The following is a 15166-nucleotide window of genomic DNA, read 5'->3' as shown; positions in this document are numbered from 1 at the left end:
GCGTAACATTACTGAAGTTTTACTACATCGACAAGACAGGTTCTGGTGCAAAGATTGTATTTATTGAAAGAGATGTATGGATTCCTAATGGAATCTGTTCTTATGCAGCAATTCCAAATAGTTGATGAATGAACTTCACTTGATTTTGGATAGACTTGTCCCGTAAAGTAAGTTGTCCTTTTTTAGAGTACTAGTATCAGTATGTTCAAGTTTGGGAGATTACTTGCAGATATTTTGAAGTTATTGCACCAGAACCAGAAAAATTAAACACAATGAAAAACGCTTGGAAATCTCCAAGCGTTTTTTTGTGATAAAATGACTGCCAATTTTAATGCTATTTGTACTGTTTTTTGGAATTGAAAATTCATTATTATTTTGGATTTTCTCCACATTATCTGAACTACTTAATAAAATTGTCGTGCTTTTTCTATTCTATCAATAATTTTTTCAAACCTTACCTGTTACAAAATCTTTTACTCGGGAAAGAACTTTTTTATTTATTGACAACTTTCATTTCTCAAACACAAAATTAATCTTATTATCTTTCCACTCTAACTTCGCATCAAACGTTTTATCGTTCTTCTTAAAACCTTTCATTAACTCCGTCTGTTCACCTTTTAGTAGCTTCTTCATATTCTTTTGTGAAATTGTTTTTCCTAATATCTTTTTAGAGATTGTGAAATCACATTTCGTTGTATTATAGTTCGAGCATCCATAAAAAGTGGATTTATCAATGACATCTCCATCACACTTTTTACACTGCCCTACTTTTTTCCCGACTGTAAATTTTGAATTGGAGCGTTCAATCGATTCTACATGTAATCCTGTAAAATCCCATTTCTCAGACATTTCAATTGCATCTTCAATAATTTTTGCTGAGAGCTTTTTTGTTTGTTCCATAAATGCAGCAGGCGAAGCTGTTCCTTCTCCAATTTCCGCAAGGCGCTGCTCCCATTTTGCTGTCATTTCTGGAGAAGCTAATATTTTATCACCAATTGCAGTTATGAGTACTTTTCCTTTATCGGTCGCGTACACTTGGTTTTTATTTACTTCAATATACTTCCTGTCCTTCAGCATTGTAATAATACCAGCCCGCGTTGCTTCCGTCCCTAAACCTTCTGTCTTTTTTAATACTTTTTCCAGTTCTTCATTCTCTAAATATTTCCCAGCTGTTTTCATTAACGTGATAAGCTGACCTTCTGTATATCGTTTTGGCGGCTGTGTTTTCCCCTCTTTCACTTTCACTTTTACAACTTTTCCTTGTTCTCCTTCTTGCACAATAGGAAGAATTGCTTCTTCATCTTTATCATCTTGGAAAATGACCTTACGCCATCCTTCTTGAATTTGTTGTTTCCCTTTCGAAACAAATTCAGCACGGCCATCAACAAGCGTTGTAATTGTAGTGTAGTCAAAAATCGCAGCTTCATAATGCGCTGCAATCAATCTTCTTACAATCATATCGTAAATTTTTCTTTCATCGCCTGATAATTTATTTGGATTCGTTACTTGTTCTGTTGGAATAATTGCATAGTGATCTGTAACCTTCTTTTCATTTACATAACGTTTATTATTCATAATAGAAGGAATTGGTGCCGGCAATACATCTTTATATTCTTCAAACTGACTTAATTTCTGTAAAATATCAGGAAATGTGGCAGCCTCGCCCTCTGTTACATAGTTAGAGTCCGAACGCGGATACGAGACAATTCCTTTTTGATATAAAGCTTGTGTTACATCAAGTGTTTTCTTCGGTGAAAATTTAAATGCTTTATTCGCCGTTGCTTGCAGTGATGACAGGTTAAATAAAAATGGTGGCTGAAACTCTTTCCGCTCTGTTTTCATTTCTTTCACTTCAGCCGGTTTATTTTGACAAAATACAGCAATTTTATTTGCCATATTTGGGTCTTTTAAGCGCGACTCATTATCTTGTTCCCACTTACCTTCATATTTTTTCCCTTCTATATTAAAGGTTGCAAATACTTCCCAAAATGGCTCCGATTTAAAGTTTTCAATTTCTTTCTCACGTTTCACAATTAATGCAAGTGTTGGTGTTTGCACACGCCCAGCGGAGAATACATCATTCATTCCTTTTTTCTTTAGTAAAATGCTAAAAACACGGGAAGCATTCATCCCAACGACCCAGTCAGCACATGAACGCGTATATGCTTCGTAGTACGTATTGATTGTATCTGCTTCATCAAGTAAATTTTTAAACCCTTGATAGATTGCTTGCTTCGTTAAAGAGGAAATCCAAAGACGTTTCATCGGCTTTTGCACATTACAAAGATGAATGATATTCCGTACGATTAATTCCCCTTCGCGCCCAGCATCTCCTGCATGAATAATTTCCGTCACTTGCGGATTATGTAACAGTTGTTTCACAACATTAAATTGCTTATACTTTGACTTTGTTACTTCAAACTGAAAACGTTCTGGAATCATCGGCAACGTATCTAATGACCATTTTTTCCACTCTGCATGATAATGTTCCGGGTTACATAACTGCGTTAAATGTCCAATTGCCCATGTACAGTAAGCCCCGTTTGGGAACAATTCATTCGCTTCTACTTCTAAATAGCCATCTTTCCGCCTGTATTTAAATTGAGAAACAAGCGCCAAACCTTGATCTGGTTTCTCGGCAATAATTAATTTCATTTTAAAACTCCCTATCTAAATTCCAGTATAGCTTCTATAATATCTCTTCAATTTTCATATAAACGCTTTACAGCCTTCACAAATTTCCACATAAAAGGATAACCTACAATTTTGTATACTCTACTATAGACTCCTAATATTATACGCTTAATTTTAGCACCTTCACAATAGGAACTCATTATATAACATATTACTTAAAATTCTAAAACAATATGAAAAAGACGCCACAAATTAGGCGCCTTCGCTTCTTCTTATTTTGCAACAATCTGTCTATCCTTCACATTTGGATTGTGTACTCCCATGAAGTCCTCAATCTCTTCAACCGTTCTGATTATGTCTTTTGACAGGTTTTCATATCCTTGTTCGGTAACAAGAATATCATCTTCGATACGAATTCCAATCGCCTCTTCTTCAATATACAAGCCAGGTTCCACTGTAATAACCATGCCTGCCTCGAGTACTCTGTCTTTGTACGAACCTACATCATGAGTATCCAAACCGAGGAAATGGCTCACTCCATGATAATAATAGTTGGAGAGTTCCGAGTTTTCTTGGATTAAACCAATTTTCTTACACTCTTCTGCAAGCACCTTTTTCGTATGCTCATTTAATGCAGAGAATTGTAATCCCGGTTTCACAAGCTCAATTGTTTCCCTCAATGCCTTTAGCACAATATTGTAAATCTGTTTTTGGCGATTCGAAAATGTTCCGTTCACTGGGAACGTATAGCTGATATCAGCATTGTAATAATCCTTCTGAGCGCCAAGATCAAGCAGCACTAAGTCACCTTTACTAATTTTAGAATCATTGTCCTCATAATGCAGCACGGTTGCATTTTTCCCACTTGCCAAAATCGTATTGAATGCATGATGTTTAATACCAGATGACTTTAGCGTAAAATCAAAATGAGCTTCTAATTCATATTCCATCATACCCTCTTTAGCATGTTTGAGCACATTATAAATGCCCTCTTTTGTAACCATAATTGCTTCCTTAATCTTTTCAATCTCCTCATCAGCTTTGAATACTCGTAATTCACAAATATTCGGATAAACATTACCAATCAAAAGATGTGGATAATGTTCTCTTACATGCTTAGCGAATGCTAGCGTCCGTGTCTGTGTTCCCAACCACTCACGTCGTTCCAAATCTAAATACACGTGCTTCACATGTTCTGTAAAAAACGTTCGTGCTATTGATGATTCAAAGCTTTCTAAGTAAACAATTGTTTTTATACCAGAAATGGTTTGTGCTTCTTCTTTTGAAATTGTTTTGCCTACCCATTTTTCAAGAACTGGATCCGCTTTTTCGATGAAAAGCGTTTCTTCTACTGTATCGCCTACCTTTTTTAACACAAAAATAAGATTCGGTTCATCAATACCAGTCATATAATAGAAGTTTCGGTTTGGCACAAATTTATAATGGTCATCGGCTGATTTATAAGGTGCCTGTCCGGCAAATAGAATCGTAACAGATTCATCAGGCAATGTTTCCACTAATCTTTTTCGATTTCGAGTAAAAAATGGTTGCTTCATAACAATCCCCCTTAAGTTCTATAAATCCCCTTTAAGCTGACTATCTAGTTTATTTAATTGTATTATCGTTATAATTTTCTGTCAATTAACCCTGAAACATTAGTGCCATAACGCTCTATCAAAATATCTTTATTTACAATACTTCCCATATAATAGATTATTCAGCACAGGTTATTTCAAATTATTAACTCACTTCCTAATGGAGGAATCTTACCGTTATTATACAAACAACGTATGGTGAATTTCACAGGTTATCAGTGAGATATATCACTACATAAACTTAAATTTATTGCTATTTTTAATCTAGATACAAAATTTAAACTTTATGGAGGCATTCATATGGAACATGTATTTACTGAGACTTCTGTGATTGGTGATATTGTTACGAAATTCCCAAAAGCAAGTGACCTTTTCAAATCATATAGAATAGATTTTTGTTGTGGAGGTAACAGACCACTTATCGATGCAATTCGTGAGAGAAATTTATCGGTAGAAGATGTTATAACAAACTTAAATACTCTTTATTATGAAACAAAATTATTAAATGAATCAAAAATTGACTGGACAATCGCCTCTTATAGTGAATTAATTGACTATATTGTGAATAAACATCATCGCTATTTAAACGAAGAATTGCCACAGTTAAGTCCATATGTGACAAAAGTATTACGCGTTCATGGATCAGCACAGCCTCATTTAGCTAAAATTTACAAGCTATTCCATGAACTAAAAACAGAATTAGAACAGCATATAATTAAAGAAGAAACAGAAGATTTTCCGTTAATTTTAGCATTTGAGCAAAATCCAACTGATGAAAATTATACGAAATTACGCAAAGTGGTAGGACTACTGGAAAGTGAACATAGTCATGCTGGTGATATTTTGAAAGAACTTCGTAATATTACGAATGATTTTACTCCTCCAGAAGGAGCTTGCGGTACGTATCGCCTTGTCTATCAACGACTTGCGGTTCTTGAATCCGATTTATTCCAGCACATTCATTTAGAAAATAATATTTTATTTCCTCGTGCAATTGCGAAAGCTTAAGTACAAAAAGGTCAATCTATAGATATCAAGCAAGGCTTAAAACCAACATTTTTTGATCTTGAATAAACAAAAATTTCTTAAATAGAAACCGCTTATACGTAAAAAATAGAACATAAGCACTATTTGCTCATGTTCTATTTCTTATGTATTTTTCTATTACTGATGAAAGCTTCACTTTATCTTCTCTAAGATCAGTTTTTCTCTTCCTCCTGTAAAGTTGAAAAACGATTCACTTTATCATTAATATGACTTTTATCACTGCTTTATTTAAAAAATTGGTATAAATTAAATATAGAAATTTGTCTGGAATTATTAAGGAGTTGTATATATGAAAGCAAAAATGATAAAAAAACATTTACAGGAGGTTCCTCTCTTTAAAGAACTTTCAGAAGAAGAACTTCAGCCTATTGTAGATATTTCACAATTACGAATGTATAAGGCAAAATCATTTGTATTTATGCAGGGCGACATACTTGACCGCGTGTTTTTTATCCACTCTGGAAAAGTGAAAATTCAAAAAACAGATGCAGCTGGAAAAGAACAAATTGTTTCTGTGCTTCAAGCTGGAGAAATGTTTCCTCACGCTGGCTTTTTCCAAAAAGGTACCTTCCCAGCACATGCTGAAATACTTGAGACTGCACAATTGATCGTTACTCCAATCGCTGATTTCGAGAAAATTTTGATTCAGCATCCTGAATTATGTATTAAAATGTTTAAGGTTCTTGGAGAAAAAATTGTGGATCTTCAGAACAGATTAGAAGAACAAATCCTTCACGATACTTACGAACAAATTATTATGTTATTGCTTCGTTTATGTAAGTCAAATGGCGTAGAAATGAATGGTACATATACTTTAACGACCCAGTTTACGAACCGGGAACTCGCCAATATGATTGGCACATCAAGAGAAACGATTAGTCGCACAATTAATCAGTTAAAAAGAAGAAATTTGATTGCTATTGATGAAAATGGTTATTTCATTATCATTCCAGAAAAATTAAAAGCAGAAATCATCTGATTACATAGTACATCTAACACCCTACTTTTTTCTCTATGTTACATCGTTATTGAGAATTAATATGAATAATTCCCGAGATAGAGATAATGACAAAAATGATTGATTTCAGGAAAACAAGTTAGACATTGGTGTAGCTTTAAAATAAAGTTTGATTAAAAATATTGTGTTAACCCGTATTCTATGGTAAATAAAAAGCATCCATTTTGAAAAAAGTTTGATCAAAATGGATGCTTTTTCAGCAGGTTTATATTTCGGTTTTTTAAAAAAGTTTGATTATTTTCTTCCTGTGTTACTCCACAATCGCATCCTATAATTGAATAACTGATGGTTTTCTTACAGCAAGTTTACGAAGATCACACTAAATTAGTAATGAAATAATCATACTTCTTCACTCAAAGACTATCGTACACTTGGAAATTCCAAAGCATTTTTTAATTAAAAGAAGGGTTACAATCGGAACCAACCGAATATGTAACCCTTCTTGAATTTTCTGTTATGAAACTTGTTATGCTACGTGAACTTACTTGACTGACGTATGGCTTGAAATAGCGTTAATTATTTTATCCCAATCATCAAAGTGAATTTCATGCCCAGTCCCTTCAAGGGTTAGTAACGATGCATTTGGAAGTTCTTTGGCAAGTGCTAAACCATGCTCATAGGGAAGGATTGTATCTTCTGTACCATGAATCACCAATGATGGAACCTTTATTTCTTTAATTTTACCTTCATAATAATCATTGCCTACAAGTGTTGCGTGATTAAACATACTGAGTAAATTATTTGCTCGTTTAAAATCTTGTGTTGTTAGTTCACGAGCTCTTTTTTCATCAAAGGTATGATGTGAACCACAGAGCATTTTTGCACCTTCAACCAAGTAGTTAATAATTGATTCTTCATCTGACCAATCTAATATAGCCCCCTTGGCATGATAAGCTAGTAAGCTCTCATCCATTTCTGGTAATCCTCGGTCGTTATCATCGGAACCAAAAAGACTTGATGAAATTAAAGTCATGCTTAAAACTCTCTGAGGGTTATGAAATGCAACAACTTGAGCAATCATACCACCCAATGACATTCCGACAATGTGGGCTTGATTAATATTGTAGGCATCTATAACCCCTGTAGCATCATTAGCCATGTCTACTACTGTATAATTTGAAGTCCCAGGCTCATAAGTTATGGAGCGTCCTACATCTCGATTATCATATCGAATAACATACCTTCCTGTATCGGCTAATTTTTGACAGAATTCTTTGTCCCAATAAACCATTGAATTCGTAGCTCCATTTATCAATAAGACTGCTGGTTTAGATGGATTTCCAAAACTCTCTGTACATATATTAATTCCGTTAATTTCAAATATCTTTTCACTCATGATTTGTTCCCCATTTCATTCGAATTTGGTAAATTTGAATGAGGCACACTCAAATAAATCTACTCATTTTATCAAAAAATGACTGGGCATAAATGAAATGTACCTGAAATTAACGGAAACGGATGAACTTAATAATCATGATTTGCACTCTCCTATAAGAAATAAGGGTTTTTATACCAAATTAAATTATAACATGATTCTTATTATTGTGCATTGCCCACATGAGCTTCCAATAATAATTATTCAACAATCTGGCCCTTTAACGGAACAACTTTATATCACTCAATAATTCCTTAATCCACCTTTTATCCCGCTACTTTAGGGCAGTAAGAGCCCGATTGGTTCAACTAACCATCAGTGGAGGATGACGAAAACCTCCACTGATGGTTAGTTTCACTTTATTCAGATGTTCTTTTTCTTTTAGTCATAAAAACACCCCTTTAGACAAAAGTATCCAAAAGGGTAAAGCTTCGCGACTTTATTTAAAATCAACAATTGGGTATTTCAAAGTATCCGCTTGCTTGATACGAGATGTGATTTCTACTAAAAAGGAAGAAATGATAACCTAAAATAATGCTACTTCAACTAAAGAAGTAGCATTATTTTGTACGAATCTTAAACTATATTGTAAAAAATACTATCCCTAATGCTTCTATATCATGTGCCGCAAAAAGTTCGGTAAGGACAGGATGAAGGTTTAGGTAGCGCCGCATACTCCTCCTGTTCAGTGGAGTGCGCGTAAGGATTTGAAAGAACATTAAGAAGACGATCCATCACACTATAATCCCCATGCTCCACTGCAGCTTCTAATGCTTCTTCTACCCTGTGGTTCCGAGGGATTATCGCAGGATTGCTTTTTCGCATCAATAAATGTGAGGAAGCTTTCGATTCTTCTTGTCTACCTAGTCTTTCCTGCCATCTTACATGCCACTCTGCAAACTCTGTAGTCTCAAACAAAGCCATGTCCCCGAGCTTATCAAAAGTTAACGCACGGAAGGTATTCGTATAGTCCGCACGATACTTCTCCATAATAGTAAGGAGGTCTTCAATAAGGGATTTATCCTGTACTTCTTCGTTAAATATCCCCAATTTCGCTCTCATTCCTGCGAGCCAGTTAGAATCATACAACTCGTTAAAATTTAAAATTGCATCCTGAGCCATTCTAATAGACTTTTCATAATCGCTATGAAGCAGTGGTAATAACGTTTCAGCAAATCTCGCAAGATTCCACCCTGCAATATACGGCTGGTTGCCATAAGCATAACGTCCTTGAATATCAATGGAGCTGAATACTGTTTCCGGATCATAAGTATCCATGAAGGCACAAGGACCGTAATCAATTGTTTCTCCGCTTATAGTCATATTATCAGTATTCATCACTCCGTGAATAAAGCCAACAAGTTGCCATTTCGCAATTAACGAAGCTTGACGCTTAATCACTTCCTCAAGCAGGAAAAGATAGCGATTTTCAGCAGCGTCACCACCTGGATAATGTCGCTGTAATGTATAGTCAGCTAGAATTTGGAGCTCTTCATCAGTCCCCCACCGGGAAACATACTGAAAGGTGCCAACGCGCAAATGACTTGCAGCCACACGAGTGAGAACTGCACCAGGTAGTTCCGTTTCACGAACGATTGACTCACCGGTAGTCACTACCGCTAGACTACGGGTAGTAGCAATACCAAGCGCATGCATTGCTTCACTGATAATATATTCGCGTAACATTGGTCCTAATGCCGCTCGTCCATCTCCCCTACGGGAGTATGGTGTTCGACCAGAACCTTTCAGATGGATATCAAACCTTTCATTTAAAGGCGTTATTTGCTCGCCAAGTAGTAAAGCCCTGCCGTCCCCTAACCTGTTAAAATGCCCGAATTGATGACCCGCATATGCTTGAGCAAGAGGAAACGCACCTTCAGGAATCTGATTTCCTGCTAGTGCCGCTACCCCTTCGTCACTTTCTAGTTCCTCGGCATTCAATCCCAATGATGTTGCCAACGAATGATTGAGTATAGTCAATTTCGGTGAGCGAACAGGAGTTGGACTGAGACTCGAAAAAAATGATTTCGGTAGATGGGCATAACTATTATCAAAGTTCCATCCTGTTTCTATTCTTTCTTTCTTCGTCATCGTATCACCGTCTCTTATCTTTTTTATATCAGACAAAATTTAAATGGAGTCGTAGTTATGTATTTCTACATCAATACAAAGTAATCCCTTTTAATGTCTACTTCTGCCATTTTATTATACCTTTTCTACAGAAATAAGGAGAATGCAAATTATCTGTAATTCTGTATATCCGTAACTTATATGTGAAAAATTAAAATAAATTTATATGTTTAGTATATATAAGTAAAAAACAACATAAAAACCCCAAATCATGGACTTTTTTGTGTCCACGATTCGGGGTACAGTTCAATTAGGATAGCTTTTTTATTGTTAATTATAATTTTCAAATCATACAATACTAACCTTTTATTAGATTAAATCATCTATCGAAAATGCACCTGGCAGCAATTGTTCAACTGTTACTTCTTTTTCATCGCCTTTTTGATTCGTCAATAATACTGGCATTTGCGGATCACAAAATTCTGCAATAACTTGTCTGCAAGCTCCGCATGGTGAAATAGGTCCATCCGTATTACCTGTGATCACCAAATAACTGAAATCACGTTCTCCTTCTGACACTGCTTTAAATATCGCTGTTCTCTCGGCACAATTACATAAACCATAAGATGCATTTTCTATGTTACAACCTGTATAAATTTTACCATCTTTCGTAACGAGTGCCGCTCCAACAGGGAACTTTGAATACGGAATGTAAGCTTTTGATAACATCTTTGTAGCTTCTTCAATATATTTTTGTTTATCCATATCATTTCCTCCTCAAAGTAAATGCGATTCTATTTAGTATTAATCAGTGATAACAGTATAGATTAATTTTGGAGCTTCAGCTTTTTCTGAAATAGAAATATTTTCATAGATTTTCGCTTTTACCTCTTCAACATCTTCACGATTTGCATAAATCGTAACTAATGGCTCCCCTTCTTTTACAGCGTCACCAACTTTTTTACGTAACATTAAGCCAACAGCTAAGTCAATTTCATCTTCTTTTGTTGCTCGCCCTGCACCTAGAAGCATCGCAGCAATACCAAATTCGTCTGCAACAATGTTAGATACAACACCTGAAGTTTTAGCTGGAACATCAATTACATATTTCGCTTGTGGTAATTTTTCTGGCTGATCGACAATCGAACTGTCTCCGCCTTGATTGTGTAAAAATTGTTTGAATTTCTCAATTGCTTTTCCATTCTTCATAACTTCTTTCAACATTTCACGTGCTTCTTCTAACGTATTTGCTTTTTTAGCAAGTACAACCATTTGACTTCCTAATACTAGTACCAATTCTGTTAAATCTGCTGGCCCTTCTCCTTTTAATGTATCAATTGCTTCTTTCACTTCAAGCGCATTACCAATTGCAAAGCCAAGAGGTTGTGACATATCAGAGATAACAGCCATTGTTTGACGACCAACATTGTTTCCGATTCGCACCATTGCATGAGCTAATTCAATTGCATCTTCTTCTGTTTTCATAAATGCACCGGCACCTGTTTTTACGTCAAGAACAATTGCATCAGCACCAGCTGCGATTTTTTTACTCATGATTGAACTTGCGATTAATGGAATTGAGTTTACCGTTCCTGTCACATCACGCAAAGCATATATCTTTTTATCAGCAGGTGTTAAATTTCCAGTTTGTCCAATAACTGCAACTTTATCACGGTTTACGATGTCAATGAATTGTTCTTTCGTAATTTCAACATGGAAACCTTCTACTGCTTCTAATTTATCAATTGTTCCACCTGTATGTCCTAAACCGCGCCCAGACATTTTCGCAACAGGTACATCTAAAGCTGCCACTAACGGCCCTAAAACTAATGTTGTTGTATCACCAACACCGCCAGTTGAATGTTTATCTACTTTAATCCCTTCAATCTCTGATAAATCAATCGTTTCTCCAGATTCAACCATTGCCATTGTTAAATCTGCACGCTCACGGTCAGACATATCTTGGAAAAAGATAGCCATCGCCAGTGCACTCACTTGATAATCAGGAATTGTTCCATCAGTATATCCTGTAATAAAAAATTGAATTTCTTCTGTTGTTAGTTCTTTACCGTCACGTTTTTTCGCAATGATATCTACCATTCTCATCTTGATCACCAATCCTTTTTATTTTTAATTATTAAAAATAACTCCTGTTAAACTCTTAATATATTAAGCCAACAATTGCCGCTGATAAAAAGCTTACTAGTGTTGCCCCGAACAGTAATTTCAAACCAAATCTTGCGACAACATTTCCTTGTTTTTCATGTAAACTTTTAACAGCCCCAGCGATAATGCCGATAGAAGAAAAGTTTGCAAACGAAACAAGAAATACTGACAAGATAGCAGTTGTTCTTCCTGTAAAATGAAAATTTCCTTGAGCTAAATTTGTCATTGCTACAAATTCATTCGATACAAGTTTTGTTGCCATAATACTACCAGCGTCAACAGCTTCATGCCATGGAATCCCTACAATAAAAGCAAATGGGGCAAATACATACCCAAGAATTTCTTGGAATGAGATTCCGATTGCGCCTTTAAAAATAGCATTAATGAAAGTGATTAAAGCAACGAATCCAATTAGCATAGCAGCTACTGTAATCGCAACTTTAAAACCATCTATTATATATTCCCCTAACACTTCAAAAAAGGTTTTTTTCTCTTCTTCCTGTACTTCTAAAATGTCTTCTTCCTCAGTAACCTCATAAGGATTAATAATAGAAGCAATAATAAATCCGCCAAACAAGTTCAGCACTAAAGCGGTTACAACATACTCCGGTTTTAATAACACCATATATGATCCCACTATAGACATAGACACCGTTGACATTGCAGACGCACATAGAGTATATAATCTTCTTTCACTCAATAAGCCTAACTGTTTCTTAACAGAAATGAATACCTCTGATTGTCCTAAAATCGCTGAAGCTACAGCGTTATATGATTCAAGCTTTCCCATTCCATTTACTTTACTTAAAACGAGACCTATGTATTTCACAATGAATGGCAATACCTTAATATGTTGTAAAATACCAATTAAAACTGAGATAAATACAATTGGCATTAATACACTTAAAAAGAATGAAAACTCTTTTTTATTTACTAAACCGCCAAATACAAAATTGACACCATCAGCAGCGTATTTTAACAATTGTCCAAATCCATCTGCGATCCCACTTATTAAAATGTTCCCAGCACTTGTATTTAATAGCAAAAACCCTAAAATAAACTGCAGAACAATCATCGTTACAATAGGACGGAATTTTACTTTACTTCGATTATTACTAGCAAGCCATGCGATACCTAAAATAATAATGAGACCCAGAATACCAATTATGTACTTCATAACATTCTCCCTCCTTTTCGTATCCGCTTACATATTTTGTTTTATTAAAGTTACAGTAATAGATACACTATGCTTTTTCAACAATCTGTGTATCTATTACTTGCAACTGTTTATCGATTAATAATTACCTGTACCGCCGTTTGTGTCATTTAGCACAATTGCAACACTAGCACTTGCTCCAATTCTAGAAGCACCAGCTTCCACCATTTTCTCTGCATCTTCTCTTGTACGAACTCCACCAGATGCTTTTACACCAACGTTTTCCCCAACAGTTTTGCGCATTAATGCAATATCTTCCACAGTTGCTCCGCCAGTTGAGAATCCAGTTGAAGTTTTTACAAAATCAGCGCCAGCTTTTACAGCTAATTCACATGCACGAACTTTTTCTTCATCTGTTAATAAGCAAGTTTCAAGAATAACTTTTACAAGTGCTTTTCCTTTTGCAGCTTGCACAACTTCATAAATATCCTTTTCCACGAATTCATTATCTCCATCTTTTAAAGCACCGACATTGATTACCATGTCTACTTCAGTTGCACCTTTTGCAATTACATCTTTTGTTTCAAATACTTTTGTCTCAGTTGTGTTTGCACCTAAAGGAAACCCAATAACTGTGCAAACATCTACATCATGCCCTGCTAATTCTTCAGCTGCTAATTTCACCCATGTAGGATTAATACAAACAGAAGCGAAATTATATTTCTTTGCTTCTTCTAAAACTTTTAAAACATCTTCTTTCGTCGTATCCGGTTTCAAGATTGTATGATCAATTAATTTTGCAATGTTCATGTTCTTCACTCCTTATATCTTTTAACACCTTCATTCTAACTCTTGTTTGAACAAATGTAAACATACTTTTGAAATTTTGTTCATAACTCTAAAAAAAAGATCTCTCAAATGAATTTTTGAGAGATCTCTTGTTCCTAATCTTTTTGATAATGCAACAATTCTTTTGCGGTATGTTGATCAATAATTAGCACATTCGCATATCCGCCTCTTAACGCACCATCGATTACCTTTACTTTTCTAGCTCCTCCTGCAACTAGAATTGAACGCTCTTTTAAGCGCAGTTCCTCTAAATCAATGCCAATTGTGCGTTTATTTATTTCTTCACTACAAATATCCCCATTTCCATCAAAGAAACGTGAACAAATGTCACCAACTGCTTTTGCTTTTAATATGTTCATCTCATTTTGATTTAAGTAGCCTAATCGGAATAATAAAGCCTCGTCCCTAACAGTTCCGACAGTAAAAATAGCTATATTAGCTTGTTTTCCCATCTCAATAATATGATGAATATGTCTATCTTGCTCTACTAATTCCTTTGTAACTGCGTTATCAAATATAACTGGAAGTGGGAGGTTTCGTGGTGTTGTTTGAAAGGCATCTGCAAATAAAGCAATCGTTTCATTTGCATACGTATTAACACTTGAATGACTAATGCCTCCTTTTAATTGAACAACCTCTACCCCTTTTACATGCTGTGGCACAATTTTTCTTGCGATTTCATACATAGTAGTTCCCCAGCTCACACCGACAATATCACCATTTGTAACGGTCTTCTCCATATACTCCGCAGCATACTTACTAATATACTCCGTAATGGCCGTGTACTCTGGTACAGGGGAGAATACGACATGCGCTTCTAATAAATTATATTTTTCTTTAAGTAGGTTACCTACATTATCTAAATCAGCAAATGGATCCGCTATATGAATTTGAACAAACCCTTTTTCTTTCGCATATTTTAACAGTCTTGAAATGGTTGGTCTGGAGATATTCAATTTATTAGCAATTTCTTGTTGACTATAATCGGACTGGTAATATAACCTTGCAACTTCCACGCTCAATTGTTGTTTTTCTTTATCCATATTCGTTATTTCTATACCCCTTCCAAACTTATTTTATCTTAATGGCATCATAACATTTCATGTTGTAAAATTCGACTATCTAAAGTTAGAAATAAATATACCTCTTATCACTACAAAAATCCAAAGCCTCGCTTTTATGTCACTTCATTATTTTAGTTTAAATATGTAAAATTCAAAATAAAAAACATGCAACTGCACCATTAAGAATACAAT

11 protein-coding genes and 1 pseudogene are annotated in these 15166 nt (G+C 35.2%); 2 read left to right on the top strand and 10 right to left on the bottom strand.

Annotated features, from left to right (window positions below):
- Positions 1–100 precede the first annotated feature (100 nt).
- The 3 genes and pseudogenes from BM350_RS26180 to BM350_RS11140 all read right to left on the bottom strand — a co-directional run.
- Positions 101–184: pseudogene (locus tag BM350_RS26180) on the bottom strand (IS6 family transposase); the annotation flags it as partial.
- Positions 185–510: 326 nt separating this feature from the next.
- Complete coding sequence (locus tag BM350_RS11145; protein ID WP_090912012.1) at positions 511–2655, bottom strand: DNA topoisomerase III; 2145 nt, start codon at positions 2653–2655, stop codon at positions 511–513.
- A 251-nt stretch (positions 2656–2906) separates the two neighbouring features.
- Positions 2907–4190 (bottom strand): aminopeptidase P family protein, encoded by a 1284-nt coding sequence (locus BM350_RS11140; protein ID WP_090912014.1) that lies wholly within the window; start codon positions 4188–4190, stop codon positions 2907–2909.
- Between the two features lie 339 nt (positions 4191–4529).
- Here BM350_RS11140 and ric point away from each other — a divergent pair, with 339 nt between their 5' ends.
- Together ric and BM350_RS11130 are read left to right on the top strand one after the other, a co-directional pair.
- Entirely contained in the window at positions 4530–5237 is a 708-nt protein-coding gene (ric, locus tag BM350_RS11135) for an iron-sulfur cluster repair di-iron protein (protein ID WP_090912016.1), read from the top strand.
- A gap of 328 nt (positions 5238–5565) precedes the next feature.
- On the top strand, positions 5566–6255 hold the full coding sequence (locus BM350_RS11130) for a Crp/Fnr family transcriptional regulator (protein WP_090912017.1): 690 nt from the start codon (positions 5566–5568) through the stop codon (positions 6253–6255).
- Between the two features lie 520 nt (positions 6256–6775).
- Here the strand turns inward: BM350_RS11130 and BM350_RS11125 are convergent.
- The 7 genes from BM350_RS11125 to BM350_RS11095 all read right to left on the bottom strand — a co-directional run bounded on the left by BM350_RS11125 (position 6776) and on the right by BM350_RS11095 (position 14953).
- Positions 6776–7630, bottom strand: a complete 855-nt coding sequence (locus BM350_RS11125) for an alpha/beta fold macrolide esterase (protein WP_090912019.1) — start codon at positions 7628–7630, stop codon at positions 6776–6778.
- A gap of 657 nt (positions 7631–8287) precedes the next feature.
- Positions 8288–9760: a protein adenylyltransferase SelO gene (locus tag BM350_RS11120; protein ID WP_090912021.1), complete on the bottom strand. Its 1473-nt coding sequence runs from the start codon at positions 9758–9760 to the stop codon at positions 8288–8290.
- Between the two features lie 348 nt (positions 9761–10108).
- Complete coding sequence (locus BM350_RS11115; RefSeq protein WP_090912023.1) at positions 10109–10504, bottom strand: cytidine deaminase; 396 nt, start codon at positions 10502–10504, stop codon at positions 10109–10111.
- A 39-nt stretch (positions 10505–10543) separates the two neighbouring features.
- Positions 10544–11845, bottom strand: coding sequence for a pyrimidine-nucleoside phosphorylase (locus BM350_RS11110; RefSeq protein WP_090912025.1), 1302 nt, complete (start codon positions 11843–11845; stop codon positions 10544–10546).
- A gap of 55 nt (positions 11846–11900) precedes the next feature.
- Positions 11901–13082 carry a NupC/NupG family nucleoside CNT transporter gene (locus BM350_RS11105; RefSeq protein WP_090912027.1) on the bottom strand — a complete coding sequence of 394 codons (1182 nt, stop codon included), beginning with the start codon at positions 13080–13082 and terminating at the stop codon, positions 11901–11903.
- A gap of 117 nt (positions 13083–13199) precedes the next feature.
- Entirely contained in the window at positions 13200–13871 is a 672-nt protein-coding gene (gene deoC, locus BM350_RS11100; RefSeq protein ID WP_090912029.1) for a deoxyribose-phosphate aldolase, read from the bottom strand.
- 134 nt (positions 13872–14005) lie between these two features.
- On the bottom strand, positions 14006–14953 hold the full coding sequence (locus BM350_RS11095) for a sugar-binding transcriptional regulator (RefSeq protein ID WP_090912031.1): 948 nt from the start codon (positions 14951–14953) through the stop codon (positions 14006–14008).
- Positions 14954–15166: the final 213 nt, after the last annotated feature.

Source organism: Bacillus sp. 103mf, from assembly GCF_900116295.1.
GTDB classification, from domain to species: domain Bacteria; phylum Bacillota; class Bacilli; order Bacillales; family Bacillaceae_G; genus Bacillus_A; species Bacillus_A bruguierae.
Note: the sequence above shows the minus strand (reverse complement) of the source record. Positions and strands in the feature narration are given on the sequence as shown.

Coding starts and splice junctions, on each gene's coding strand:
- BM350_RS11145 (WP_090912012.1), bottom strand. CDS start 2,655: ATGAAATTAATTATTGCCGAGAAACCAGATCAAGGTTTGGCGCTTGTT.
- BM350_RS11140 (WP_090912014.1), bottom strand. CDS start 4,190: ATGAAGCAACCATTTTTTACTCGAAATCGAAAAAGATTAGTGGAAACA.
- ric (WP_090912016.1), top strand. CDS start 4,530: ATGGAACATGTATTTACTGAGACTTCTGTGATTGGTGATATTGTTACG.
- BM350_RS11130 (WP_090912017.1), top strand. CDS start 5,566: ATGAAAGCAAAAATGATAAAAAAACATTTACAGGAGGTTCCTCTCTTT.
- BM350_RS11125 (WP_090912019.1), bottom strand. CDS start 7,630: ATGAGTGAAAAGATATTTGAAATTAACGGAATTAATATATGTACAGAG.
- BM350_RS11120 (WP_090912021.1), bottom strand. CDS start 9,760: ATGACGAAGAAAGAAAGAATAGAAACAGGATGGAACTTTGATAATAGT.
- BM350_RS11115 (WP_090912023.1), bottom strand. CDS start 10,504: ATGGATAAACAAAAATATATTGAAGAAGCTACAAAGATGTTATCAAAA.
- BM350_RS11110 (WP_090912025.1), bottom strand. CDS start 11,845: ATGAGAATGGTAGATATCATTGCGAAAAAACGTGACGGTAAAGAACTA.
- BM350_RS11105 (WP_090912027.1), bottom strand. CDS start 13,082: ATGAAGTACATAATTGGTATTCTGGGTCTCATTATTATTTTAGGTATC.
- deoC (WP_090912029.1), bottom strand. CDS start 13,871: ATGAACATTGCAAAATTAATTGATCATACAATCTTGAAACCGGATACG.
- BM350_RS11095 (WP_090912031.1), bottom strand. CDS start 14,953: ATGGATAAAGAAAAACAACAATTGAGCGTGGAAGTTGCAAGGTTATAT.